The following is a 26,678-nucleotide window of genomic DNA, read 5'->3' on the forward strand; positions in this document are numbered from 1 at the left end:
TCAGGATTTTGGCTGGCTGGCGATAGCGGCTGCAAACACATCTATGAGCTTGCGAATGGGGACTTGGTTCAGCTTGAGCGCTGTCTGGTTGACCACCAGGTGCGAGCTGATGTCCATGATGCGCTCGACCTCGACCAGGTGATTGGCCTTGAGAGTGCTGCCGGTGGAGACCAGATCGACAATTGCATCGGCCAGCCCGGTGAGCGGCGCCAGCTCCATGCTGCCATAGAGCTTGATCAAATCGACATGAACCCCCTTGGTGGCAAAAAAGTCGCGCGCAATCGCTACATACTTGGTCGCCACCCTCAGGCGCGATCCCTGCCGTACCGCAGCCGGGTAGTCAAAGCCCTGTCGCACCGCCACGCTGATGCGGCATTTGGCAATCTGCAGATCGAGCGGCTGGTACAGGCCCTGGCTGCCCGATTCGAGCAGCGTATCCTTCCCAACCACGCCCAGGTCAGCGCCGCCGTACTGCACATAGGTCGGTACGTCGGTGGCGCGCACCAGCACCACGCGCAGGTCGGGATGGTTGGTATCGAGAATCAGCTTGCGTGACTTTTCGGGGTCGTCAAGCACTTCAATACCGGCTGTTTTGAGCAAGGGCAGGATGTCGTCAAAAATACGACCCTTTGATAATGCAAGCGTGATCATGATCTGATTCTTTCAATATCCGCGCCAATACTGCGCAACTTGGCTTCCATCTGGTCGTAACCCCGGTCGAGGTGGTAGATGCGCTCCACCAGCGTTTCGCCGGTGGCGACCAAGCCGGCAATCACCAGGCTGGCGGAAGCCCGCAGATCGGTGGCCATCACGGTGGCGCCCGAAAGCCGTTCCACGCCTTCAATGACGGCCACCTTGCCCTCGATCTGGATTTTTGCACCGAGCCGCACCATTTCGTTGACGTGCATGAAGCGGTTTTCAAAAATCGTCTCGGTCACGGTGCTGGTGCCCTCCGCAATCATGTTGAGCGCCATGAACTGGGCCTGCATGTCGGTCGGGAAACCGGGATATTCGGTGGTGCGAAAAGACTGGGCCTTCAAGCGGCCCTGCGCCTGAATCCGGATGAAACCCGCTCCGGCAGTGACGGTCGCGCCCGCCTCACGCAGCTTGTCGATCACGGCGTCAAGGTGGTCGGCGCGGCCATGATTCAGGACCACATCGCCACCGGCCGCCGCAACGGCACACAAAAAAGTGCCGGTTTCAATGCGGTCAGCCACCACTTGGTGGGTACAACCGTGCAGGCGCTCGACACCCTGGATGCGGATACGCCGCGTACCGTGGCCTTGAATTTCTGCGCCCATCTTGATGAGCATTTCAGCCAGATCGACAATCTCGGGCTCCTGCGCCGCGTTTTCCAGAATGGTTTCCCCCTTGGCCAGCGTGGCGGCCATCAGGAAATTCTCGGTTCCGGTCACGGTGACCATGTCGGTCGTGATGCTCGCGCCCCTCAAGCGCCCGCGCCCTCCGTCCGGGCCTGCCGGCAATTTAGCCAGTATGTAGCCATGTTCAACGGCAATTTCTGCACCCATGGCCTGCAAGCCCCGGATGTGCTGGTCCACCGGCCGCGAGCCAATGGCGCAGCCACCGGGCAGCGACACAGTCGCTTCACCGAACCGTGCCAACAAGGGGCCCAGAGCCAGCACCGAAGCGCGCATGGTTTTCACCAGCTCGTAAGGCGCTTCAGGCGAACTCAGCGGTCCCGCATTGATGGTGACCGTACCAGAAACACCTGCACTGCGCTCGGCCTCGACGCCCATGTTGCGAATCAGCTTGAGCATGGTTGCCACGTCCTGCAGACCGGGCACGTTGTGCAGCGTGACCGTGTCGGCGGTCAACAAAGCCGCGCACAACTCCGGAAGCGCGGCGTTTTTGGCGCCTGAAATTTCTACCCTGCCGGCCAGGGATCTGCCGCCCTTGATACTTAATTTGTCCATGTTATTTACTGCACGCCGTTGGCCGCCCATTCGACGGGCGTGTAGGTTTTCATCGAAAGCGCATGTACTTCGTCGCTCTGCATGCGGCCGCCCAGCGTGGCATACACGCGCTGGTGGCGCTGGATCAGGCGAAGGCCTTCAAAAGCGCTGGACACGATGGTCGCATACCAGTGCCGGCCATCGCCGGACAGTTCGAGATGCTCACAGGGCAGGCCTGCGGCAATGATGGTTTGAAGTTCTTCGCTGGTCATAAATATTTTTTAAAAAAAGAGTAAGCCGCGCAAGGCAGCCTGTGGCAGGCGCAGGGCCATATTTCTAGTGCCTGATTTTGTAGCCCACGCGCAGCATGTTGACCGCCACGGCGCTGATGATGAGAAATGCGCTCAGCACCAGGCCCAGGCTGAGCCATGGCGAGACATCACTGACTCCGAAAAAGCCGTAGCGAAAGCCGTCGATCATGTAGAAAAACGGGTTCAGGTGGCTAATCTTTTGCCAGATCGGCGGCAGCGAATGGATGGAGTAAAAAACACCGCTCAGGAAGGTCATCGGCATGATGATGAAATTCTGGAAGGTCGCCATCTGGTCAAATTTTTCTGCCCACAAGCCGGCAATCACGCCCAGCGCGCCCAGCATGGCCGAGCCCAGGATGGCAAACACCACGATCCATATCGGCGCCTGGAAGCCGGGCTGGCCAAAAAACACCGTAACGACAAACACGCCGGCACCCACCATCAGGCCGCGCAGCACCGACGAGCCCACGTAAGCAAAAAACCAGTGCCAGTGCGAAAGCGGAGAAAGCAGCACGAACACTAGGCTGCCCATGATCTTGCTCTGAATCAGCGACGAAGAACTGTTGGCAAAGGAGTTTTGCAGCACGCTCATCATCACCAGGCCTGGCACCAGGAAGGCGGTGTAAGTGACCTTGCCATACACCAGCGCCTGCCCCTGCAGCACATGGCCGAAGATCAGCATGTAGAGCACGGCAGTCAATATCGGCGCGCCGACGGTCTGGAAACCGACCTTCCAGAAGCGCAGGATTTCCTTGTAGAAAAGTGTTTGCCAGCCGGTCATAAGGCCCCCACGCTGGTCGCTTCGCGTACTGCGCTGCCCCCCGAGGGGGCTGTGCTTGCTTGGGGCGGCCCGGCGCGGCGCACTTCAGTCGCCCCCACGCTGGTCGCTGCGCGTACTGCGCTGCCCCCCGAGGGGGCTGTGCTTGCTTGGGCCGACCCGGCGCGGCGCTCGGCCGCGCTCAGGATATTCTTGACGTCGCTCATGCTGCCGCTCCAGAAAAGTCCGGCATCAAGGGTTCTTTCGCGTCGCTTCCATTCATGACTGCAAGGAAAACATCTTCCAGGTCGGCCTTGCGGATTTCAACATCTTCCGCCACCAGGCCAGCCTCACGAACGGCAGCCAGATATTGCTCGATTTCACGGGCACTGTGCGCTGGAAACTGCACAATTCGACCCGTAATACGCGCCTGGTCAGCTAAATACGGGGGTAGCTCGCTATCAATTTTAAAGCGAAGCACGTTCGAGGATGCCGTCTTGAGAAGTTCGGAAGTCGGCGCCAACGCCACCACTTTGCCGTGCTTGAGCATGGCAATCCGGCTGCACAAGGCCTCGGCCTCTTCAAGATAATGGGTGGTCAGCAGAACCGTGCTGCCCTGCTTGTTAAGTTTCGCGATGAACTGCCACAGGGTCTGGCGCAATTCAACATCAACGCCGGCAGTGGGCTCGTCAAGCACGATGACCTGCGGCTTGTGCACCAGCGCTTGGGCAACCAGCACCCGCCGCTTCATGCCGCCCGAGAGTTGGCGCATGTTGGCATTGGCCTTATCCAGCAGGCCCAAGTGGGTCAGCAACTCGTCAATCCAGTCATCGTTGTGCTTGATGCCGAAATAGCCGGACTGGATACGCAGTGCTTCGCGGACCGTAAAAAAAGGATCAAACACCAGTTCCTGCGGTACCACACCAAGCTTGCGCCTGGCATTGGCGTAATCGCTCAGCACATCACTGCCGTGCACCAGCACACGGCCGCTGCTGGCGCGTGACAGGCCAGCCAGAATACTGATGAGTGTGGTTTTTCCTGCGCCGTTGGGGCCGAGCAAGCCGAAAAATTCGCCTTGCTGGATGTCAAAGCTGACGTGATCCAGAGCCTTCAAGCCGGGGCCGGCTTGGTTTCGCGTGGAGGGGTAAGTTTTGGAGACAGACTGAAATGATATGGCTGGCATGAACCCGCTATTTTAGGGGCTGATGGCTTTTTTATCTGACAGGACGCTGCATGAGCTCTCAAGCCTTCATAACGCAGGCGAAACCGGTCCGGCAGCGGGAATCAAATCTGCAACGCCGTAGACATCTGCCAATTGAAGCAGCCGTTGCGGCGCACCAAGAACCGCAAAGGTCATGCCCGCTGCCAGTGCCTGACGACGGCACTCCAGTAGAACCGCGAGCGCCGAAGAATCAAACTGCTGCAGTGCGCCTGCGTCAACCCTCACCGCCTTGCCAACAGGCAGCGCGTCCTTGGCCACTGTGCGAAAAAACTCCGAAGCGACAGCATGGGTCAATACAGCAGGAAGTTTCAACATGGCAGACTGGGCGCTCAGGTCTTGTTGCTGGCCGCGTTGGTCTTGTTGCGCTCAGACATCGAAGCGATAAGGCCATCGACTCCCTTGGCGCTGATTTCCTGGGCGAACTGGGTACGGTAGGTTTCCACCAGCCAGACACCGAGCACATTAAGGTCATAGATTTTCCAGCCGGTGGGTGTCTTTTCCATGCGGTAATCCAGTTGAACCGGCTCGCCGCGCCCCAGCACTTCAGTGCGCACCGTCACGTCGGTGTCCGCAGGCGCCGAACGCAGAGGTTTGACACTGAGTTTCTGGTCGTTCACCTGCGACAGCGCACCGGAATAGGTACGGATCAGCAGGGTCTTGAACTCATCCTGCAGTCGGGCTTTCTGCTCCGGTGTGGCCACGCGCCAGCTGCGGCCCACGGCGGAGGCGGTCATGCGGGTGAAATTGACATTGGGCATGACCTTGGTGTCCACCAGTGCCAGCAGCCGATTCGATTCGCCCGCCTGGATGGCCTTGTCAGACTTGATAGCGTCCAGCACTTCGCTGGAAACACGCTTGATCAACGCGTCAGGGGCTTCATCGGCAGCGTGCACAAAAGGCGCGGAAACCAGCAATGCCAGGCTAAGCGTGGCGGTCAGCAAACGACCGATAGTTCTACGGTTCATGGGATTTTTCTTTCAAAGTAAAAACAGACGGATGTCAGCATCGCGACAAGTTTATTCATGCCCGCTCAACTGACGATCCATGTTGTGATGCGTATTTTGCAAGCTTGTTCGCCGATGACCGATAAAGTTTTAACACCGTTCGGTAAATTTGGTAAGTTCGATGAAGCTTGTTATGAAAAATTTATGGAGGTTTGGGCGCGGAGGAAGCAGGCGCGCTGCCAGGCGCGGTTTCCGGCAGGTCGAAGCGCTCTTCAGGCACAACACGTTCATTGCGGTTATCGCCGCCTATCAGGCTCTGGCGGCGCTGTAAATAAGCATCTCGGGTAAAGGCGTATTTGTCGAGCGCAGCCTGGTCGAGCAGATTGCCGGCGCTGAGCAAATTGGCGCGCGTGTCCACCAGACGCAAGCCCGTCAGCGAATTGCGTACCGGCACATTGTCAACCTGCGACACCAAGCTGCCCTGCAGATCGACCACCAAACCCGCCGAGTCTCGCACGCTTGAGGGACCAAAAAGCGGAAGCACCACATACGGACCCGAAGCCACACCCCAGGTACCCAGCGTCTGGCCAAAATCTTCTTTGTGCTTGGGAATTTTCATTTCGCTGGCTACATCAAAAATGCCACCCAGCCCCCAGAACGTGTTGGTCGTGAAGCGGAATAACGTATCTGCGGCTTCTGCAGGCCTAGCCTGCAACACGTTATTCACGAATGACCAGGCATCCGAAAGATTTTCAAAGACATTCGTGACCCCCGTGCGCACCAGCGCCGGGGTAACGCTCTGGTAGGCCGTGGCTACCGGCTTGAGTACAGCGCGGTCCAGCCCTTCGTTGAAGTTGTACACGCTGCGATTGAAGGGCTCCAGCGGATCGGCCGGGTTGGCCTTGGGGCCGCTTGCGCAGCCTTGCAGCAGGGTTAAAGCCAGAGCCGCTGTAGCCCAACCTGAGGCTTTTTTCAGAGTGATCGCTGTGGTCATTTTTTTTCTGTGGTTCCGGTTACTGGTGGGGTGTGGGCTGACCCCGAACTTTCATCGGCTGTCTTGCTGAACAACAATTGCCCAATCAGGTTTTCAAGCACCACGGCAGATTGTGTCTGCCTGATCACGTCGCCTGAAACCAGGTTTTTTTCATCGCCGCCTGCCTGTATGCCAATGTATTGTTCTCCAAGCAGGCCGCTGGTGAGAATTTTCAGCGAACTGTCCTTGGGAAACGCATAGCGGCCCTGCATGTCGAGTGTCACACGCGCCTGAAAAGTCTTGTCATTAAAGCTGACGTCTTCCACACGGCCCACCACCACGCCACCGCTGCGCACCGAGGCTTTGGTTTTGAGCCCGCCAATGTTGTCGAATTCAGCCGTAATCTTGTAAATAGGCTGGAAATTCAGGTTCAGCAGATTGGCAGCCTGCAGTGCCAAAAACAAGATGGCTGCGGCGCCAATCAGGACAAACAGACCAACCCACACATCAATTTTCGAGCGTTGCATCTAACTTCTTTCCAAACGGTTGAGGATGGCACTTGCACGACTTTTGCGCAGCAAGGAGCTGTCCCACAAATTCTCAGGTCATCACTTCGTAAACATCATCGCGGTCAGGATAAAATCCAGAGCCAGTACCGCCAGGGAGGCCACCACCACCGTGCGCGTCGTAGCGCTTGCCACGCCTTCAGGTGTAGGTTGCGCCTCGTAACCCTGCAACAGGGCAATGAAAGTCACGGTGAAACCGAACACGATGCTTTTGATGATGCCATTACCCACATCAAGCCAGACATCGACACTGCCCTGAATCTGGCTCCAGAATGAACCAGCATCGATACCGATCATCAACACCCCCACCACCCAGCCGCCAATCACGCCCATGGCGCTGAACACGGCGGCCAGCAGAGGCATGGCAATAACGCCGGCCCAGAAGCGCGGCGCCAGGACTCGCTGCACCGGATCGACCGCCATCATTTCCATGACACTGATTTGCTCGCCGGCCTTCATCAGCCCGATTTCGGCCGTCAGTGAGGTGCCGGCCCGGCCAGCAAACAAAAGCGCTGTCACGACGGGGCCAAGTTCGCGTACCAGAGTAAAGGTAACCAATTGGCCGAGCGCCTCGGTCGATCCAAAGCGCAGCAAGGTGTAGTAGCCCTGCAAGCCGAATACAAAGCCGACAAACAAACCTGAAACGGCGATGATGACCAGCGAATAATTGCCCAGAAAATGGATCTGGTCGCGCACCAGGCCAAAACGTTTGAAACTGGAGCCAAAGGTGGCCAGCAGCCGAATGAACAGCCGGGTGCCAAAGCCCAGATTGGTCAGCCAGCTGCGGGTGACGAATCCGACGTCCGCAGGCTTGTACCAGCTCATGATGAAGCTCCGGATTTCAGGGGTGCCGCCATCACTGCAGGACCGAAGTCCTGCTCGACCGTGGCGCCCGGATAGTCAAAGCGCACCGGGCCATCCGGCAGCGCATGCACATACTGGTAGACCAGCGGATCGGTGCTGTTGCGCACCTCGTCGGGCGTGCCCTGGGTGGCAACCTTGCCGTTGGCCAGAATGATCACATGGTCGGCGATGGCAAAGGTCTGCTCCAGCTCGTGCGAGACAAAAAGGCTGGTCAGTCCCAGGCTATCGTTAAGGTGGCGAATCAGGCGAGCTGCGGTTCCCAGCGAAATCGGATCAAGCCCTGAAAAGGGCTCGTCATACATGACCAGTTCGGGGTCCAGCGCAATGGCTCGCGCCAGTGCAATACGCCGCGCCATGCCGCCCGATACCTCGCTCGGCATCAGGTCGCGCGCGCCCCGCAAACCCACGGCATTGAGCTTCATCAGGACAATGTCGCGAATCAGTGCTTCAGGCAGGTCCGTATGCTCGCGTAGCGGGAAGGCCACATTTTCAAAGACGCTCAGGTCGGCAAACAGCGCGCCAAACTGGAACAGCATGCCCATGCGCCTGCGGGCTGCATAAATCTGGGTCTGATCCATCGGCGTGACATCCTGACCATCAAACAGCAGTTCGCCCGATTGCGCCCGATTCTGGCCGCCAATCAGGCGCAGGATAGTCGTCTTGCCGCCGCCAGAAGCCCCCATCAAGGCGGTAACCTTGCCCCTGGGCACCGACAACGAAATGTCGTCGAGAATGACGCGTTCCCCGTACCCAAAGGTCAGGTGACGCAATTCAACGAGGGGAGTAGTAGAAGATGAGGGCATTGGAAAAACAAAAGCCGGATATTCCGGCTCGTGGATCATAAGGGATTACGCTAATTAGCGTGGCAGGTCGCTGTAGCCCATCAGGAACTCATCCACAGCCCTTGCAGCCTGCCGTCCTTCACGAATCGCCCACACAACCAGGCTCTGGCCGCGCCGGATGTCTCCAGCGGCAAACACTTTGGGCATATTGGTGGCATAGCCGCCAGTAAAGTCGGTGCTAGCCCTGGCGTTGCCCCGGCTGTCTTTTTCTACACCGAAAGCTTCCAGCACGGAAGCAACGGGCGACACAAAACCCATGGCCAGAAGCACCAGATCAGCCTTGAGAATTTTCTCCGAACCGGGAATTTCGACCATCTTGCCGTCTTTCCATTCAACGTGAACGGTTTTCAGGCCAGTAAGCTTGCCTTTTTCGCCGATCAGTTCCTTGGTCGATATGGCGAACTCGCGCTCGCAGCCTTCCTCATGACTGGAACTGGTCCGCAGCTTGATGGGCCAGTAGGGCCAGGTCATAGGCCTGTTTTCCTCAACGGGTGGCTGCGGCATCAATTCAAACTGGGTCACGCTGGCCGCACCGTGGCGGTTGCTGGTGCCGACGCAGTCAGAACCGGTGTCGCCGCCGCCAATCACGATGACGTGCTTTCCCTCGGCGCGCAACTGGCCCTTCACCTTGTCGCCAGCGTTGACCTTGTTTTGCAAAGGCAAAAACTCCATGGCGAAATGTACGCCGTCGAGTTCGCGGCCGGCAACCGGCAAATCACGCGACTGCTCGGCGCCACCGCTCAGGACCACGGCATCGAAGTCTTTTTGAAGTTGTTCAGGTGTGATGGTTTCCTTGGCCCAGTTGATGACCTTGGAACCTTTGGGCAGGCTGCCGACCATGACGCCGGTGCGAAAGGTCACGCCTTCGGCCTGCATCTGCTCGACGCGGCGGTCGATATGGATTTTCTCCATCTTGAAATCGGGAATGCCGTAGCGCAACAGGCCGCCGATACGGTCATTCTTTTCAAACAGCGTGACAGCATGACCCGCGCGCGCCAATTGCTGCGCGGCGGCCAGACCGGCGGGGCCGGAGCCCACGACAGCCACCGTCTTGCCGGTCTTGTGCTGGGACAACTGGGGTTTCACCCAGCCTTCAGCCCAAGCGCGGTCAATGATGGCGTGTTCAATGGATTTGATTCCCACTGCCTCGTCGTTCACGTTAAGCGTGCAGGCCGACTCGCAGGGTGCAGGGCAGATACGGCCGGTGAACTCCGGGAAATTATTGGTGTTGTGCAGCGTGTCGATCGCGCTTTTCCAGTCGCCGCGAAATACCATGTCGTTGAAGTCGGGAATGATGTTGTTGACCGGGCAGCCGCTGTTGCAAAAAGGCGTGCCGCAATCCATGCAACGCGCTGCCTGCTGGCTGGCCTGGGCGTCGTCCAGGCCGATGACAAATTCCCTGTAATTTTTCAGGCGCTCGGTGACGGGCTTGTAGCCCTCTTCGATGCGCTCATATTCCATGAAGCCGGTAATTTTTCCCATGACGAGTCCTGTCGATTCTTTGATTAATGCAGGTGTTGTTGCGAAGCGCCTTATTTGGCCCCCACGGTTTCCTGATTGGTGGCTACCTGGGCGCGGGTGGTTTCAGTCGCGGCTTCCAGCCGGCGCTCCCTGCGCTCAGCCAGTGCCCGCTTGTACTCATTGGGGAACACTTTCACAAACTTCCGGCGTGACTCACTCCAGCTGTCCAGCAACTCCCTGGCACGCTTGCTGCCGGTCCAGCGGTTGTGCTCCTGCAACAGGCGCTTCAGCAGCTCTTCGTCGCTTTCGCCGCCATGCCAGTCCGACTTGTCGTGGGTGTGCTGCTCGGCCGTGCTCACCACCCGATCCATCGACACCATGGACGTGTTGCAGCGCGTTGCAAACTGTCCGTCTTCGTCGTAAACGTAGGCCACGCCGCCGCTCATGCCGGCGGCAAAGTTACGGCCGGTTTTGCCCAGCACCACCACAGTGCCGCCTGTCATGTATTCGCAGCCATGGTCACCCGTGCCTTCAACGACTGCCGTCGCTCCCGACAGGCGCACCGCAAAACGCTCGCCGGCCACACCGCTGAAGAAGGCTTCACCGGTAGTGGCGCCGTAGAGCACGGTATTGCCGACGATGGTGTTCTTGGCTGCATCGCCGCGAAACTCAATGCTCGGGCGCACGATGATTCGACCGCCACTCAGCCCCTTGCCGGTGTAGTCGTTGGCGTCGCCAATCAGGTACAGCGTGATGCCTTTTGCCAAGAAGGCGCCAAAAGACTGGCCGCCGGTGCCTTCGAGCTGGATGCGCAGCGTGTCGTCCGGCAGGCCTTCGGGACGCAGCCGCGTGAGCTCGCCTGACAACATGGCGCCGACGGTACGGTTAACGTTGCGAGTCACCTCGATGAACTGGACTTTTTCGCCCTTTTCCAGTGCCGCCTTGGATTTCTCAATCAGCCGCACGTCCAGCGCCTTGCCCAAGCCGTGGTCCTGCTCCGTCACATGCAAACGCGGCACATCGGCCGGCACATTGGGCTGGTAAAACAAGCGACTGAAGTCCAGGCCGCTGGCTTTCCAGTGCTCGATGCCTTTTTGCGTATCGAGCAGGTCGGGACGGCCGATCAACTCGTCGAACTTGCGCACGCCGAGCTGCGCCATCAGCTGGCGCGCCTCTTCGGCCACAAAGAAGAAATAATTGACCACATGCTCGGGCTTGCCGCTGAATTTCTGGCGCAGCACGGGGTCTTGCGTCGCCACGCCGACCGGGCAGGTGTTGAGGTGGCATTTGCGCATCATGATGCAGCCTTCTACGACCAGCGGCGCAGTGGCAAAACCGAACTCGTCAGCGCCCAGGAGCGCGCCAATCACCACATCGCGGCCGGTTTTCATCTGGCCATCGGCCTGCACCCTTATGCGGCCTCGCAGGCGGTTGAGCACTAGCGTCTGCTGGGTTTCAGCCAAACCGATTTCCCAAGGCGAGCCGGCATGTTTGATTGACGACCAGGGGGAAGCACCGGTGCCGCCATCATGGCCGGCAATCACGACGTGGTCGGCCTTGGCCTTGGCCACGCCGGCGGCAATCGTTCCGACGCCCACTTCGCTGACCAGCTTGACGCTGATACTGGCGCGCGGGTTGACGTTTTTCAAATCATGGATCAGCTGCGCCAGATCCTCGATCGAATAAATGTCGTGATGCGGTGGCGGCGAAATCAGGCCGACGCCGGGCACCGAGTAACGCAGGCTGCCGATGTATTCACTAACCTTGCCGCCGGGCAGCTGACCACCCTCGCCCGGCTTGGCGCCCTGCGCCATCTTGATCTGGATCTGGTCGGCCGACACCAGGTATTCGGCGGTTACGCCAAAGCGGCCTGAAGCCACCTGCTTGATGCGCGAACGCAGGGAATCGCCGTCCTGCAGCGGCAAATCGACCTCCACAATCTTTTCGCCGATCACGCTTTTCAGCGTTTCGCCTTTCCGGATCGAAATGCCTTTCAGTTCCTTTCGGTAGCGCGCCGGGTCTTCCCCGCCCTCGCCGGTATTGCTCTTGCCGCCAATTCGGTTCATGGCGACGGCGAGGGTGGCGTGGGCTTCGGTGCTGATCGAGCCGAGCGACATGGCGCCGGTGACAAAACGTTTGACAATTTCCTTGGCCGGCTCGACTTCGTCGATCGGGATGGCCCTGGATGGATCGATCTTGAACTCGAACAGGCCGCGCAAGGTCATGTGGCGGCGGTTCTGGTCGTTGACAAGCTGGGCAAACTCCTTGTAAGTATTCCAGTTGTTGGCACGCGTGGAGTGCTGCAGCTTGGCAATCGTGTCCGGCGTCCACATATGGTCTTCGCCGCGCACGCGCCAAGCGTACTCGCCACCGGCATCCAGCATGTTGGCCAACACCGGATCGTCACCAAACGCAGCTTTGTGCATGCGCAGCGCTTCTTCGGCAATCTCGAACACGCCCATGCCCTCGACCTGGGTCGCGGTTCCGGTAAAAAATTTATCGACGGTGTTGCGATTCAGGCCGATCGCTTCGAACAGCTGCGAGCCGCAATAGCTCATGTAGGTTGAGACACCCATTTTGGACATGATCTTGGACAGTCCCTTGCCGATGGCCTTGGTGTAGTTGTACACCGCCTTGTCGGCACTGAGCTCACCCTGGAAACCGCTGGAAAGCTCGGCCAGGGTTTCCATGGCCAGATAGGGATGTACGGCCTCGGCACCATAGCCGGCAAGCACGGCAAAGTGATGTACTTCACGCGCCGAACCGGTCTCGACCACCAGTCCGGCCGTGGTTCGAAGCCCCTCTTTTACCAGATGCTGATGAATCGCCGACAGCGCCAGCAGGGCCGGAATGGCGACCTGAGTGGGATTCAGCTGGCGGTCGCTGATGATCAGTATATTTTTGCCATCCTTGATCGCATCGACCGCTTCGGCACACAGCGAAGCCAGCTTGGCCTCGACACCTTCGCGGCCCCAGGCCAGCGGGTAGGTGATATCCAGGATGTAGCTTTTGAACTTGCCTTGGGTATGCGCTTCAATGTCGCGCAGTTTTTGCATGCCGGCGCTGTCAAGCACAGGCTGGCTGACTTCCAGCCGCATCGGCGGGTTGACTTGATTGATGTCCAGCAGGTTGGGTTTGGGGCCGATGAAGGACACCAGAGACATCACGATGGCCTCGCGAATCGGGTCAATTGGCGGGTTGGTCACCTGCGCGAACAACTGCTTGAAATAGTTGTAGAGCGGCTTGTTTTTATTCGATAGCACGGCCAGAGGGCTGTCGTTTCCCATTGAGCCGGTAGCTTCTTCGCCATTCGCGGCCATGGGCGAGAGCAGGAACTTGATGTCTTCCTGGGTGTAGCCAAAAACCTGCTGGCGGTCGAGCAGGGAAACCTCGTTTGCGAGCGGCGTCCTGGCCGCGCCCGCATGGGGCTGGGTGGCGACGTCGTCCAGCCTGATGCGCAGGTTTTCAATCCACTGCTTGTAGGGTTTGCTGTGCGACAGTGTCGCCTTGATTTCTTCGTCATCGACCATGCGGCCTTGCTCCAGATCAATCAGGAACATCTTGCCGGGCTGCAGCCGCCATTTGCGGACAATCTTGTGTTCGGGAATTGGCAACACGCCCGATTCAGACGCCATGATGACCAGGTCGTCGTCGGTGACGCAATAACGCGAAGGCCGCAGGCCGTTGCGGTCCAGTGTGGCGCCGATCTGGCGGCCATCGGTAAACACGATCGACGCTGGGCCGTCCCAAGGCTCCAGCATGGCAGCGTGATATTCGTAAAACGCCTTGCGCCGCTCGTCCATGGTGGTGTGTTGTTCCCAGGGCTCGGGAATCATCATCATCACGGCCTGGCTGATCGGGTAGCCCGCCATGGTCAGCAGCTCAAGACAGTTATCGAACGTGGCGGTATCGGACTGGCCGGCAAAGCTGATCGGGTAGAGCTTTTGCAGGTCGGCGCCGAGCACCGGCGAAGACATCACGCCTTCGCGTGCCTTCATCCAGTTGTAGTTGCCCTTGACGGTGTTGATTTCGCCGTTGTGCGCCACATAGCGGTAGGGGTGAGCGAGCGGCCACTCGGGGAAAGTGTTGGTCGAGAAGCGCTGATGCACCAGACCGAGCGCAGAAACGCAGCGGACGTCTTTCAGATCAAGGTAATAAGTACCCACCTGGTCAGCCAGGAGAAGGCCTTTGTAGACCACAGTGCGGCTGGACATGCTCGGCACGTAATATTCTTTGCTGTGCGTCAGGCGCAAGTTCTGGATGGCCGCGCTTGCGGTTTTCCGGATGACATACAGCTTGCGTTCGAGTGCATCCTGGACAATCACATCGGTGCCACGGCCGATGAAAATCTGACGCAGGATAGGTTCTTTTTTTCGTACGGTGGGCGACATGGGCATGTCGCGGTTCACCGGCACGTCGCGCCAGCCCAGCAAAACCTGTCCTTCGGCCTTGACGGCGCGCTCGAGCGCCTGCTCACAGGCCAAACGCGATGCATGCTCCTTGGGCAACAACACCATGCCCACGCCATATTCACCCGGCGGAGGAAGCTCCACGCCTTGACTGGCCATTTCTTCGCGGTAAAGCGCATCAGGCAGCTGGATCAGGATGCCGGCACCATCTCCCATCAGCTTGTCGGCCCCGACCGCACCCCGATGATCGAGGTTTTCAAGAATTTTCAAACCCTGCTGAACAATGGCATGGCTTTTGTGACCCTTGATGTGCGCCACAAAGCCGACACCGCAAGCGTCATGCTCATTGACGCCCGCGTACAGACCGTGTTGTTCAAAGTGTTTAATTTCAGCAGCCGTGGTCATGGCAATTCCTCGTCAGTTGACAGCAAAAGCGGCGTCGCGCACGCTCGCTCAGTCTTTTGCGCCTAGGTTCAAGATATTTAAAGTTGTCCCAAGCATAGTGCAGTGCAACAAAAATTAAAAGTATTTAAATTGGGGTCAGATTCTTATTATTAAAATTTTTATCCGATATTTATTAAATAAGGGACACATCAAAAGTAATAGCATAAAGCCCATCATTCACAGGAAAAAAATCGGTTTTCAAGGCGATTCGGTGGCACGCACTGGGCGACCAGAGCGGGTTTTACTGACACGTCGCCCAGTGAGTTTTTGTAAATCAGAGACAAAGTTTTCATCACCCAGGGCCCATCCACCCAGCGTTGAGCGTGTCAGCGCTTCCTGCTGCTCACGGCTAACGCCGACGCGGACCAACTCCACATAAGCCGCTTCACGCGCGAAAGGTGTATTTCCAAGTGTCCAGAACAAGGCATGAGGCGTGACCATCCGGTCGCTGCGCAGCCCGACATAGTGGGCATGGCTTGACCAGCTGTAATCCCTCGGCTCCTTGACGATTCCCTCCCGCGCAGGCTTGAGGTCCATAAAGGCCATGCAGGGCAGCAGATAGCGTTCGGCGTCCATCAGCGTCGAGCGATAGCGCCCTTCCCACAGCGTACCTGAACGCCCCTGCCGATCGTTGAAATAACGCACATAACGACGACCAAGCGCCTGCATCATCTGCGGCAGACCGTCCGCGCTGGTAGGAGTGGCAAGCAGCTGAAAGTGGTCGCCCATCAAGACGTAGGCATGAATTGCGACGCCAAATTTCCGGGCGTTTTCATCGATCAAGGCGAGCAGCAATTGGTAGTCGCTGGCAGTCGACACAATAGCTTGGCCGTTATTGCCTCGCTGAACAACGAGATAGGGATAGCCTGGGAGGTTGAGACGGGGAAGACGCGCCATGTGATGCATTGTCCAGAGTTGGCGCCATCATAGTTTGAACCTTTGCGGACTGTTCCTGATCCTGAGCGCCCGCGTCCGAGACCTAGCGGACGATTTTTCCGTCCGGCGTAATGCTAACCAGATCAATCGCGCGAACCGACTCGTACTGGCGCGGACGCAGGTTGACGCGAAACCCTCCGACGTCGTAGTCCGTCATGGACTCAAACGCTTTTTGCAGCCCTGCCCGATCGGGTTTGCCGCCCGCTGCGACACTGCGCCGCACGCCTTCGTTAAAACTGCGCGCCGCGATATACCCTTCCACGCTTTCATAACTGGGCGTCTGGTCGGTCTGATTGAGGACATCAAGGTATTCCCTGATGATGGGCGTACCGGTGCTGCGCGGTGAGGGTACCACCTGGGAGATGACAATACCCCCAATTTCCTTGCCCAGCGCACTGAACAGCGGGTCGATACCCACTACCGAAAATGTGAGGAACTGCCCACCGAAACCCGCGCGGCGCATTTTGCGGATGAAGGCCGCCGCTGAATTGAACAAGCTGACCTGGATAATGGCTTGCGGTTGCGCCTTCATCAATTGGGCTACCGCCCCTTCTACCTTGTCACTGTTGACCGCTGACAAGGCGCTGGCCACGAGGGGTGGGCGTTTGAGGTCAATCAGCGCCTGATTGACGGCCGCCAGTCCGGCGCGCCCCATGGCGTCGTCCTCGGCAAACACGGCAATACGGTCCTGGTTGAGCGTAGCGCAGTGCCTTGCCACTTTGTAGGCCTCATCAGCCAGCGCGGGTCGGACATGGAACACGTTGGCCAAGGCCGGATCATGCAAAGTATCGGAGGCCGCAAAAGGGGCAAAAAAGAGCATCCCAGACGATTTGGCAACGGCGAAGGCCGCGTCGCAACTAGCTGTCCCGGCAAAGCCGAAAAGGGCGTCCACGCCTTCGTCAATCAGCTGCTTGGCGTTGGCCGCGGCTTTGGCCGGGTCGTAGCCGTCATCCAGCGCCTTGACTTCAATCCTGTAGCCACTGCCAGGGTTTTTCGCGTTGAGCGCGTCAAAGCAGATTTTGGCGCCATTAAGGTAAGCCAGACCGATCTGGTCGGCCGCCCCCGTAAGTGGCACCGACTGACCAAGCAAGACCTTGCGGATGGTTTTGGGCCCCTGCGCCCAAACCGCAGGGCCGGCGACCGCCACACCTGCCGAAATACCCGAGAGAACCAGTTGACGGCGATTGAAGCCCATGAAGCCTCCTTGTTACGAAAATAGGTCAAACACAGCAACTCACGTGTCTATTGTGCAAAAAAACAAACTATTTGTTTCAAATGCAACGATTTACCGCATCAACGTACAGTTTAATACTTTTTAGCGACAACAAATCGGGTCGTCAATGCCGAGCTGTCATAAAGTCATGCCTCCAAAATGCACGCCTCGCCGCCCTTGCAGCCCGGCTCCAAAGCAGGCCAAGCGCCCAGGTCAACCAGGGAAAGCGACTACTCCCTTGAGTCGCTCGTGTTCCCGGGCGGCAAAACGGTCGGTCATGCCGGCGATGTAGTCAGCCACCACGCGCTCTGGTTTTGTCTCTGCAGCGTGACGGCTATCGATGCCTCCAAAACGGTCAATATGGGCCTGCGGCATTTGTCCAGGGTCAGCCATGTAGGCGTCAAAAAGATCGCGCACCACCTGCTGTGCGGACAGCGTGGTTTGCACAACTTGCGGGTGCCGGTATAGATTTTGTAGCAGAAAACGCTTTAGTAATGCCGACTGCCGGGCCATGTCATCAGAAAAGCACAGCAGCCGGGAGTGATATCGGACCGCATTTACGTTTGCTGGCATGGCCTGCCGCAGAGCTAGGCGCGTGGCGTCAATCACATCGTAAACCTGCGCGCTGAGCATACGGCGTATGGTTTCAAACAGCAGTCGGCGGCCGCGCAAATCAGGATACAGAACGAGGCTTTCCCGCCTGTGCTGGCTGAACAACGCAACCTGCTCCAGCTGCTCCAGACTGAGCAGACCCGAGCGTACGCCGTCGTCGATATCGTGGGCGTTGTAGGCGATCTCGTCCGCCAGGTTGGCCAGCTGGGCCTCCAGGCTGGGTTGCTGCCATTGCGGGCCTTCAGTGGGCTGCTCAATAAAGCGGTAGCCCACGCCCCCCGGCTCGCGAGCCTCGATATGCCGGGCATTGCGCTTCGAACAGTGCTTCAAAATACCTTCGCGCGTCTCGAAAGTCAGGTTCAGCCCGTTGTATGCCGGATAACATTCCTCCAGCGCATCAACCACGCGCAGGCTTTGCAGGTTGTGCTCGAATCCGGCGCTTTCGGGATTATGGCGTTGAAGGCAGTCATTCAGCGCGTCCTGCCCCGCATGACCGAAGGGTGTATGACCCAGGTCATGCGCCAGGGCAATCGCCTCCACCAGGTCTTCGTTGAGTTGCAGCGAGCGGGCGATGGATCGGCCGAGCTGCGCGACTTCGAGCGAATGGGTCAGGCGGGTGCGGAACAGGTCGCCCTCATGGTTTAAAAAAACCTGGGTTTTGTAGACCAGACGGCGAAACGCGGTGGAATGAACGATGCGATCGCGGTCACGCTGGAAATCGGTCCGCGTCGGTGCAGGGATTTCAGGGTAGCGACGGCCGCGTGTCAGGCCGGGGTCACACGCATAGCAGGCCAAAATCACGATTTAGTGGTCAAAACAGCTTACAGTCCATTGAATACGGTCATTAACGGCTATTAATTAAATAGCAACCCACGACTAGAGTTTTTCAAAAGTCATGCGGCGCACGAATCAATCACGTCACGCACCAGCGCGTCCGGCGCGGCACGGACGCAGGCCTTGCCTGGGCCGTCGATCAGAACAAAGCGAATCTCACCGGCCTCGGATTTTTTATCCACCCGCATCAGCTCCAGGTAGCGGCCCGCATTGTCGCCAGTTGCCAGCACTGGCGCCTTGACCGGCAGCCCGGCGCGCCGCAGCAGCCTGCTCAAGCGCTCGACAAATGGCATGTCGACCAGGCCCAGGCGCTGCGACAGATGCGCCGCCATCACCATGCCGCAACCGACGCCCTCACCATGCAGCCACTCACCGTAGCCCAAGCCGGATTCGATGGCGTGACCGAAGGTATGGCCGAAATTGAGAATGGCCCGCAGACCCGATTCGCGCTCATCCTGACCCACCACCCGCGCCTTGATCTCGCAGCTTCTCTTGATGGCATGCGCAAGGGCAAGCGGGTCCTTGGCCAGAAGGGCGTCGACGTTGGTCTCGATCCAGCCGAGAAAATCCATGTCGGCAATCGGGCCGTATTTGATGATTTCGGCCAGACCGGCGCTGAGTTCGCGGTCGGGTAGCGTTTTCAGCACATCCAGATCGCACACGACCTGCAGGGGCTGATAGAACGCCCCTATCATGTTTTTGCCCAGTGGGTGGTTGATGGCGGTTTTTCCGCCCACAGACGAATCCACCTGGGCCAGCAACGTGGTGGGCACCTGCACAAAAGGCACTCCGCGCATATAACTGGCGGCCGCGAAGCCCGTCATGTCGCCCACCACACCCCCGCCCAGGGCAAACAACACGGTCTTGCGGTCACACGCGTTTTCCAGCAACGCGTCAAATATCAATTGCAGCGTCGGCCAGTCCTTATGGACCTCGCCATCCGGTAGCGTCACGAGCAAGACCCTGGAAAAGTGCCCCTGCAGAGCATCGATAAGTGGCGCGGCGTAGAGCGGAGCCACCGTGGCATTGGAAACGACGAGCGCCGTCGCCGCCCTGGGCAGGTTCTGGTAGGTCAAGGGCTTGTTTAACAAGCCGGAGCCAATATCGATGGCGTAGCTGCGCTCATCCAGATCAATGTGAACGCGGGCCGCAGCGATGGGAAAATCTTCTTGCATCAGCGTGAGTGTAGAGGCACTGAGTAACCGGGCAGGCACAGCTGGCTGTTGCCAGACTGGAAGACTTGCTGACTATGACGCGGGAACGATGCCCGCCAGTTCCAGCTGCATGATGACCATGTTGACCAGCATGGCAACCGACGGCCGGCCGGTTTCAATCACGAAATGCGCGGTTTCGCGATAAAGCGGATCGCGCTCTGCGTACAAATCACGCAACTTTCCCGCAGGGTCGGCAACCTGAAGCAAAGGCCGATTGACATCATGGCGCAAACGCTTGAACAACTCATCAGCACCGGAGCGCAGGTAGATCACAAAACAGCGCTCTTGCAAATGCCGACGATTGGCCTCGCGCAGCACAGACCCGCCGCCGGTCGAAAGAACGCCCGCGCCGTGCAGGGTCAGGTCGTCAATGACTGCCTGCTCGACATCACGAAAAGAGGCCTCCCCTTCGCGTTCAAAGTAGGCCCTGATCGAGCAACCAAGCTGGGCACCGATCACTTGATCCGAATCGGTAAAGGCAAGCCCCAGCCGCCGGGCGAGCTGCCGCCCGACAGTGGTTTTGCCTGAGCCGGGCAGACCGACCAGCGCAATCACAGCGGTATCAGGGCGCCTTTTTCAGCACCGAGACATTGAAGGGAATGCTGCGTGCAGGCGGACCACTGTCAACGACAGTAATCGTCACTGGCTCGTCGTGCTCGGGAACCGCTGCGGCCGGCTGCGTTGTGCAGACGGGGGCCGGTGCAGGACCGCATCCTGTGGGGATACCGCGGACTTCAGTGGTAGCCGGCACGATGGTCGTTGCCACACCTGTCAGGGTGATGATGCCAGCGCTGTAAGTTGCCGTGACTTTTTGCGGGCTGGAAGACAACAATGAAATGACGCCAGTATCAGACGTGCCTTCGAGAGTTACCTTGACCGTCTGGCCTTCAATCATGGTGACCGGATTGGCGGAGACGCGCAAACCGCAGCCCGCCGGATTGCGTACCAGAGTGATGAGCGAGGTGGCAAAACCGCCGCGCGCGTCGATCACCGTAATGGTCACTGGTGGCGCATCTGCCGGAACGCATCGTTGCAGGTTGGTACCGGTGGTCACCGTAACCACATTGCCCTGGATCGAGGCTTGCAGCAGGGTGGTGTCAGAACTTTGCACACGCAACGGAGCAACGCCACCGACGACATTCAGGAAAATAGGCTGGGTCGAATTTTCGGCAATCGACTGGGCAATCGGTACCAGATTGAACTGTGGTGACCCGGCCACTACCTCGACATTGACCTTGGCCTGCTGGTTCAGCGCATCGATCACGACAACATCAACCTTGCTGATGGCCCGGAGATCGAGCAGCAGATTGTTTCCGTTGACCGTAGCGCCAATCGCCAGATCAAGGCTGGTCGCGCGGTATGGCGGCGTGCCACCAGTGATGAGCACATTGATCTTGTCGCCCACATAAGACTTGATAGTTTCCATGGACAACTTCAGGGGGTCGCCAACCGTGACAGCAATCGAGGCAGAGCCGTTGTTGTTGTCGCGCACGCTGATGGTGGCAGTTCCCTGACCGACCGGGTTCACGATAAAAGTAGTCCCGCTGATCGACACAGTCACCACCCGCGAATTGCTGGTGTTGACGGTATAGGGGGCAACGCCGCCCCGGATTTCATACTGGCCGATGGCGCCAATGGGCAGCAGCAACTGAGCAGGCGCCGTCGTGAAAACAGTCGGCTGGTTGGGGTTTGACCCGGAAGAACCGCCGCCCCCCCCGCAAGCACCAAGCAACATAACGACCAGAAATGTCGTCAGGTAAGACAAAAAACGCATCTGGAAACTCCTGAATTAACAAAGGGGGGAGAAATCGACAATTATCGTGCAGCAGAGCGATCAGAGATCATTTTTGGCGTGATGAACACCAGCATTTCCTGCTTGCGTGATGTACGTGCTCGGCTCTTGAAAAGGTTACCCAGGTAAGGCACGTCTCCCAGCAATGGAACCTTGGTTTCGTTCTGCGTTTCGTCCAGCGTAAAAATGCCGCCGATGACCACCGTACCGCCATTTTCGACCAGGACCTGCGTCTTGATGTGTTTGGTGTCAATGGCGATGCCCGCAGCCGTCGTCTCGCCACGGCTGTCTTTATTGACATCCAGGTCGAGAATAATATTACCCTCAGGCGTGATCTGAGGGGTGACTTCCAGCTTCAGGTTGGCCTTGCGAAAAGCGAGCGAAGTGGCCCCGCTCGATGTGGCGACCTGGTAAGGGAATTCCGTACCCTGTTCTATCAAGGCTTTAGTCTGGTCTGCGGTCACCACACGCGGGCTTGAAACAATCTTGCCTTTGCCGTCGGCCTCAAGCGCGGACAACTCCAGGTTAAGGAAGCGATTGGCGGACGCGTTGAATATGGATACGGCAAATGATGCCGCTGCATTGGCCACCCCGAGAGTTGAGGCTGGCAGGTTTACAAAATTGCCTGAGGTATCGACGGTACCGCCGGCACCGCTGCTGGCTGTGGCATTACCGTAGTTGGTACCCAAAGCCACACGGTTATTGCCGCTGACCTGGTAGCCGCCGTCGCCGCCGCGCTGCGACCGGAGATCGCCTCCACCCAACTTCACGCCGAGCGATTTGCCGAAAGTGTCAGTGGCTTCCACGATGCGCGCCTCGATCAGCACTTGCCGCACAGCCACGTCAAGCTTGGCAATCAGCTGCTGCACCTGCTCCAGTTTCGATGGTATATCCGTTACGAACAACTGATTAGTACGCGGTTCGGCGATGACGCTGCCCCTGGTGGACAGGATTCTCGCGCTGGCAGGCCCAGAGCCACCGGCTGTAATCTGCGTGGCAATATCGGCTGCCTTGGCGTAGTTGATCTGGAACGATTGCGTGCGCACCGCTTCGAGGCTCTGGATGGCATTGCGGGATTCCAGTTCCAGCTTGTCTTTGGCCGCCAACTCATCCTTGGGCGCGATCAGCAGCACATTGCCGGCCTTTCGCATTCCCAGCCCCTTGGCCTGCAAAATGATGTCCAGCGCCTGATCCCAGGGAACGTCCTTCAAGCGGAGCGTGACGGCGCCGGTGACCGTGTCGGAGGTCACCACATTGAAGTTGGTGAAGTCTGCAATCACCTGAAGAAGGGAACGAATCTCAATATTCTGAAAATTCAGCGAAAGCTTCTCGCCGTTGTAGCCTGGCCCTTGCGTCAGCTTGCCCGGATCGACTTTTTGCGGTCGCACTTCCAGGACAAACTGGTTGTCGCTTTGATAGGCACTGTGCTCCCACTGGCCTGTGGGCTCAACCACCATGCGGACTTTGTCGCCCGACTGGAAAGTGGTCACGGTTTGCACTGGAGTACCAAAGTCGCCAACGTCGAGGCGACGACGCAAGCCCTCGGGCAGGGCGGTCTTCAGGAACTCGACAACCAGGGTTTTACCCTGTTGGCGAATATCAACGCCGACTTCGTTATTGGGCAATGCAACCACGATGCGGCCCGAGTTGTCAGGACCACGGCGAAAGTCTATGTCCTTGAGCGGCAGCGTATCGCGATTACGACTCTCGGCAAAAACCGGTGACGCCGCCGGGGAAGGCAGTGCCGCTGCTTGCGCGTCGAGAATAATCAATAAAGATTTGCCCTGTATCTCTGCCTTGTAGGCGGCTGGCGACTTGAGGTTGAGCACGACGCGGGTGCGGTCACCAGACTGAACGACGTTGGCCGAGCGCAGATTTCCCAGACCAAGCTCAACAGCAGACCGTCCCATGGAGTTACTGACACCCTGAAAGTCCAGGGCAATACGCGCCGGTGTCTGGATGGTGAATCCAGTCGGCACAACAGTCAAGGCTTCGGCCAGATCAATCCGGATGACTTCCGAGCCACCTTGAACCGAACCGGAAACCGCTTGAATGGAGTTTTGCGCCGCCGCCATCATGGGAATGGCAGTTGCCAATACGGCCAAACCGAGTGAAGCACAGCGCAACCCGCGGCCAAGCAACTGCAGCAGGCCATTTCCCACTCTTTCCTTGCCCGCTGATGTACATGATTGCTTGTTCATTTTTTTCCCTCTAATAGCTGTAAGGTCGCGGTTCGCTCGATCCATTCGCCGGCAGCGTCCTGGACAATTTCACGCAAAGCGAGACTGGTTTCCGTCACCTTGGTAATTCGGCCATAGTTCTGGCCAAGATGATTGCCGGGCCGAACCTGATAAACCAGGTTATCGACCCTAACCAGCGCTACCGGCTGGCCGACCTTGATCAGGCTGCCCACCATCGCAATAGCGTCCAGTGGCGAAGCTTCAAGCGGCTCTTTGCGTCGGCTCAACTCCGGTGCTATCAACGCTGCATTGGCAGTTGCCTGGCTGGAATCGCGTTTCAGCGCCTGTGTCAGCTTCTGAATACTGAAAGGCTCGATCGCAGCTTCCTGTCCATAGGTTTCTGGTGAGAACTTGCCAGGCGCCGACAGCGGTTTCACCTGAGGTTTTGTAGAGTTACGCTGCTCTGTCATCCATTGCTGCAACTCCTCCTGGTCAGACGAGCCGCAACCGACCAGCCCGAACAAGGCCATCGTCAAGCTGGCGATCAACGCATGAGTCATGAATCTCATTTTGTCGCTCCCTTCGCGGGGGCGCTCTTGCGTTGCAGGGCCACTTCTTCGTTGTCAAGATAGCGGAAGGTTTTTGCCGTCGTATCCATCACCAGGTTACCGTCCTTGACCGGCGTAATGGTCAGATTATTGAGGGTTACGATACGGGAAAGATTGGCGATGTCTGCCGCGAAAGCTCCCAAATCATGGTAGCGGCCTGTCACGCGCACTGCAATGGGCAACTCGGCGTAATATTCTTTCACGCTGATCTGACCCGGTCGAAACAGTTCAAACTGCAAACTGCGCCCCAGACCTGCCTGGTTGATATCGGAAAGCAGCGCATCCATTTCAGCTTTACTGGGCAGCTGCTTTTCAAGCTGGGTTACATATTGCTGGACCTGTTCGCGCTGTTTCTTCAAAGCTTCAAGGTTGACCGCCTGGGTGAGCTTCTTTTTATAGTCTTCCCGCAGTTGAACCTCCTTGGTTTTCTCGGCAGCCAACTCTTCATCGGAAGCGTTCAACCAAAGGAACCAGAGTGCGACAACCACAAGCACCGTTACAAAAGCGCATAAGAGATAGCGCGGCAGAGCTGGCCAGGACGGCGGATCGTTCGGGTCAAGACCAGTGAACTGAGACCGCGCAATGTTCTGCAGGCCTGCGAAATCAATTGAGGGTTTGAGGGTTTTTGCCATGATCAGTCTCATTCGAACCTAGTCACGCCCTGGATGGAACGGAATCGGCCAAGGCCGGCTTGGCGGCAGTGGAGGGTCCCGCAGGGGCCGCAGAAGAGTTTCCTGCGGCAGAACCGGCAGTTTTCGGATCACTGGCACGCTTGAGGCCGACGCGCATGGTGAAATTGGAGACACGGCGCTGGTCGCGCGCACTTAATGCGACGGTGCCGGCGGTAATTTCGACCAGTTCGGGCTTGGTTAACCAAGGGCTGTTGTTAGAAAAATTACGCAACAATTCCGAGACCCGCTCGTTGGACTGGGCCACACCCGTAACAAGAACGGTCTGATTTTCCTGCTTCATGCTGTTGATATACACACCGTCGGGCAGCTGTTTGACCAGTTCGCTGAGCAAATACACCGGCAGATTGCGGTTTCCCTGCAGATCTTCCACGGCAGTTTGACGCGCTTTGAGCGACGCAATCTCGGATTGCAGGCTCGCAATGTCCTTGATTTGCCCGTCAAGACGGGTAATTTCCGACTGCAGGAAGGTATTTCTTCCGCGCTGGCTGTCTATCTGCGTGAGGTACCAAGAGTAGGTGGCACCGCCAATTAGAACGCCCAGCAGCGCAGCCGCGCCAAGAGTTGCAAAGAATACTTCGCGCCTGCGTTTGCGCGCTGCCTCGCGGTGCGGGAGCAGATTGATCAAAATCACTGCAGGAACCTCCGCAAGGCCAGGCCGCAAGAGGTCAGGTAGGAGGCCGCCTCACGCCGCATTTTCTTTTCCCGTATGCCGCTGCCAAGCTCCATCCCCTCGAAAGGGTTCACTAACAAGCAGGCAAACGACGTCTGCTGCGTTACCGAATCGGTCAGCCCCGCCAACGCCGAGGAACCACCCGCCAGCATCACGTAGTCAATCTTGTTGTGCGGCGTGCTGGTGAAAAAGAACTGCAGGGCACGACCGATCTCTTGCGCCATGCTCTCAACAAATGGCTTCAGAACCCCTGACTCATAGTCTTCCGGCAAGTCGCCACTGCGCTTTTTGCTTTCAGCCTCTTCGGCGGAAAATCCGTATTGCCTGACAATCAGCTGCGTAAGTTGAGCACCACCGAAAGCTTGATCGCGCTCATACAAGACCTCGTCATTTCTGATCACCTGCATGCTGGTGGTCAAAGCACCAACTTCAAACAACGCGACCATGGTATCCACGCCCTTGTTGGGCATGTTCTCGATCAACCGCGCCGTGGCAAGCCGAGACGCGTAAGATTCCACGTCAACCACGATCGGCCTGAGTCCTGCGGCTTCCGCAAGCCCTTGCCTGTCTTGCACTTTTTCCTTGCGCGAAGCGGCAATAAGTACTTCCACATCGCCGCTGGAGGTGGCGCTGGGTCCAACCACGCAGAAATCCAGGCTTACCTCATCGAGCGAAAATGGAATGTACTGGTTGGCCTCGGATTCGACCTGAATTTCAAGCTCGGCATCGCTTAGCCCTCCAGGAAGGATAATTTTTTTACTGATAACGGCCGAAGCAGGCAGCGCCATCGCCACATTTTTGGTGCGCGTCCCGCTTTTCTTAACCAACCGGCGAACCGCATCGGCCACTTCATCGAATTTTTCGACGTTTCCGTCGGTAATCCAGCCACGCTCCAACGGCTCGATCGCGCAACGATCAAGCACCAGGTTACCGGCATTGTCACGACTCAACTCCACCAGCTTGACGCTGGATGAGCTGATGTCAAGGCCCAGCAAAGCGGGCTGCTGGCGATTGAATAACGATCCCAAAGAGATCAAGACGGCCCCTAAATGACAGCTAATATGTAGCCTTGCATACTTAAGAATTCACTTGAATAGTAGCAGTAAGCCCTTTGTGCAGTAAGGAATTTTCCTGTTTGCGACAGCAAGGATGTTGTCAAAAGCAGACGGTTTTGAGCCTTCACGCTAATGTAAACGGGTAGTAACGCACTATTCGGGTGTG

25 protein-coding genes are annotated in these 26,678 nt (G+C 57.9%); all 25 read right to left on the reverse strand.

The window, feature by feature from the left end; all coding sequences use genetic code 11:
* Complete coding sequence (gene hisG / locus HHJ19_RS00630) at positions 1-651, reverse strand: ATP phosphoribosyltransferase (protein WP_296903158.1); 651 nt, start codon at positions 649-651, stop codon at positions 1-3.
* The gene (murA, locus tag HHJ19_RS00635) at positions 648-1,934 is read right to left on the reverse strand and encodes a UDP-N-acetylglucosamine 1-carboxyvinyltransferase (RefSeq protein ID WP_296903160.1); all 1,287 of its coding nucleotides are present in this window, start codon (positions 1,932-1,934) and stop codon (positions 648-650) included. Before murA ends, hisG begins: the two co-directional genes overlap by 4 nt.
* 5 nt (positions 1,935-1,939) lie before the next feature.
* On the reverse strand, positions 1,940-2,185 hold the full coding sequence (locus HHJ19_RS00640; RefSeq protein WP_296903162.1) for a BolA family protein: 246 nt from the start codon (positions 2,183-2,185) through the stop codon (positions 1,940-1,942).
* 64 nt (positions 2,186-2,249) lie between these two features.
* Positions 2,250-3,005, reverse strand: a complete 756-nt coding sequence (locus HHJ19_RS00645) for an ABC transporter permease (protein ID WP_296903164.1) — start codon at positions 3,003-3,005, stop codon at positions 2,250-2,252.
* Positions 3,002-3,208 (reverse strand): hypothetical protein, encoded by a 207-nt coding sequence (locus HHJ19_RS00650; protein WP_296903165.1) that lies wholly within the window; start codon positions 3,206-3,208, stop codon positions 3,002-3,004. Before HHJ19_RS00650 ends, HHJ19_RS00645 begins: the two co-directional genes overlap by 4 nt.
* Positions 3,205-4,164, reverse strand: coding sequence for an ABC transporter ATP-binding protein (locus tag HHJ19_RS00655; RefSeq protein ID WP_296903166.1), 960 nt, complete (start codon positions 4,162-4,164; stop codon positions 3,205-3,207). Before HHJ19_RS00655 ends, HHJ19_RS00650 begins: the two co-directional genes overlap by 4 nt.
* Positions 4,165-4,230: 66 nt before the next feature.
* Positions 4,231-4,518, reverse strand: a complete 288-nt coding sequence (locus tag HHJ19_RS00660) for an STAS domain-containing protein (protein ID WP_296903167.1) — start codon at positions 4,516-4,518, stop codon at positions 4,231-4,233.
* 14 nt (positions 4,519-4,532) lie between these two features.
* Positions 4,533-5,168: a phospholipid-binding protein MlaC gene (locus HHJ19_RS00665; RefSeq protein WP_296903169.1), complete on the reverse strand. Its 636-nt coding sequence runs from the start codon at positions 5,166-5,168 to the stop codon at positions 4,533-4,535.
* Between the two features lie 181 nt (positions 5,169-5,349).
* Positions 5,350-6,141, reverse strand: a complete 792-nt coding sequence (locus HHJ19_RS00670; protein WP_296903171.1) for a VacJ family lipoprotein — start codon at positions 6,139-6,141, stop codon at positions 5,350-5,352.
* Positions 6,138-6,647 (reverse strand): outer membrane lipid asymmetry maintenance protein MlaD, encoded by a 510-nt coding sequence (gene mlaD, locus HHJ19_RS00675; RefSeq protein ID WP_296903172.1) that lies wholly within the window; start codon positions 6,645-6,647, stop codon positions 6,138-6,140. Before mlaD ends, HHJ19_RS00670 begins: the two co-directional genes overlap by 4 nt.
* An 81-nt stretch (positions 6,648-6,728) precedes the next feature.
* The gene (gene mlaE, locus HHJ19_RS00680) at positions 6,729-7,511 is read right to left on the reverse strand and encodes a lipid asymmetry maintenance ABC transporter permease subunit MlaE (protein ID WP_296903173.1); all 783 of its coding nucleotides are present in this window, start codon (positions 7,509-7,511) and stop codon (positions 6,729-6,731) included.
* Positions 7,508-8,353 (reverse strand): ABC transporter ATP-binding protein, encoded by an 846-nt coding sequence (locus tag HHJ19_RS00685; RefSeq protein WP_296903174.1) that lies wholly within the window; start codon positions 8,351-8,353, stop codon positions 7,508-7,510. The genes mlaE and HHJ19_RS00685 overlap by 4 nt, the downstream gene beginning before the upstream one ends.
* 54 nt (positions 8,354-8,407) lie before the next feature.
* The gene (locus tag HHJ19_RS00690; protein WP_296903175.1) at positions 8,408-9,874 is read right to left on the reverse strand and encodes a glutamate synthase subunit beta; all 1,467 of its coding nucleotides are present in this window, start codon (positions 9,872-9,874) and stop codon (positions 8,408-8,410) included.
* A 50-nt stretch (positions 9,875-9,924) separates the two neighbouring features.
* On the reverse strand, positions 9,925-14,667 hold the full coding sequence (locus tag HHJ19_RS00695; protein ID WP_296903176.1) for a glutamate synthase-related protein: 4,743 nt from the start codon (positions 14,665-14,667) through the stop codon (positions 9,925-9,927).
* Between the two features lie 237 nt (positions 14,668-14,904).
* Positions 14,905-15,603, reverse strand: coding sequence for a transposase (locus tag HHJ19_RS00700; RefSeq protein WP_296903178.1), 699 nt, complete (start codon positions 15,601-15,603; stop codon positions 14,905-14,907).
* Positions 15,604-15,685: 82 nt separating this feature from the next.
* Positions 15,686-16,837, reverse strand: a complete 1,152-nt coding sequence (locus HHJ19_RS00705) for an ABC transporter substrate-binding protein (protein ID WP_296903179.1) — start codon at positions 16,835-16,837, stop codon at positions 15,686-15,688.
* A 231-nt stretch (positions 16,838-17,068) separates the two neighbouring features.
* Positions 17,069-18,268, reverse strand: coding sequence for a deoxyguanosinetriphosphate triphosphohydrolase (locus tag HHJ19_RS00710; RefSeq protein WP_296903181.1), 1,200 nt, complete (start codon positions 18,266-18,268; stop codon positions 17,069-17,071).
* A gap of 92 nt (positions 18,269-18,360) precedes the next feature.
* On the reverse strand, positions 18,361-19,476 hold the full coding sequence (gene aroB, locus HHJ19_RS00715) for a 3-dehydroquinate synthase (protein ID WP_296903183.1): 1,116 nt from the start codon (positions 19,474-19,476) through the stop codon (positions 18,361-18,363).
* 72 nt (positions 19,477-19,548) lie between these two features.
* On the reverse strand, positions 19,549-20,070 hold the full coding sequence (locus tag HHJ19_RS00720; protein ID WP_296903185.1) for a shikimate kinase: 522 nt from the start codon (positions 20,068-20,070) through the stop codon (positions 19,549-19,551).
* Positions 20,071-20,077: 7 nt separating this feature from the next.
* Positions 20,078-21,289, reverse strand: a complete 1,212-nt coding sequence (locus tag HHJ19_RS00725; RefSeq protein ID WP_296903186.1) for a hypothetical protein — start codon at positions 21,287-21,289, stop codon at positions 20,078-20,080.
* Positions 21,290-21,330: 41 nt separating this feature from the next.
* Positions 21,331-23,508 carry a type IV pilus secretin PilQ gene (locus tag HHJ19_RS00730; RefSeq protein ID WP_296903189.1) on the reverse strand — a complete coding sequence of 726 codons (2,178 nt, stop codon included), beginning with the start codon at positions 23,506-23,508 and terminating at the stop codon, positions 21,331-21,333.
* Positions 23,505-24,056 (reverse strand): pilus assembly protein PilP, encoded by a 552-nt coding sequence (locus HHJ19_RS00735; protein WP_296903191.1) that lies wholly within the window; start codon positions 24,054-24,056, stop codon positions 23,505-23,507. Before HHJ19_RS00735 ends, HHJ19_RS00730 begins: the two co-directional genes overlap by 4 nt.
* Positions 24,053-24,727 carry a type 4a pilus biogenesis protein PilO gene (locus tag HHJ19_RS00740; RefSeq protein ID WP_296903192.1) on the reverse strand — a complete coding sequence of 225 codons (675 nt, stop codon included), beginning with the start codon at positions 24,725-24,727 and terminating at the stop codon, positions 24,053-24,055. Before HHJ19_RS00740 ends, HHJ19_RS00735 begins: the two co-directional genes overlap by 4 nt.
* 22 nt (positions 24,728-24,749) lie before the next feature.
* The gene (locus HHJ19_RS00745) at positions 24,750-25,418 is read right to left on the reverse strand and encodes a PilN domain-containing protein (RefSeq protein ID WP_296903194.1); all 669 of its coding nucleotides are present in this window, start codon (positions 25,416-25,418) and stop codon (positions 24,750-24,752) included.
* Positions 25,415-26,494, reverse strand: a complete 1,080-nt coding sequence (locus HHJ19_RS00750; protein ID WP_296903195.1) for a pilus assembly protein PilM — start codon at positions 26,492-26,494, stop codon at positions 25,415-25,417. Before HHJ19_RS00750 ends, HHJ19_RS00745 begins: the two co-directional genes overlap by 4 nt.
* Positions 26,495-26,678 lie beyond the last annotated feature (184 nt).

This window comes from Polaromonas sp., assembly GCF_012927415.1.
Classification (GTDB): Bacteria; Pseudomonadota; Gammaproteobacteria; order Burkholderiales; family Burkholderiaceae_C; genus Polaromonas.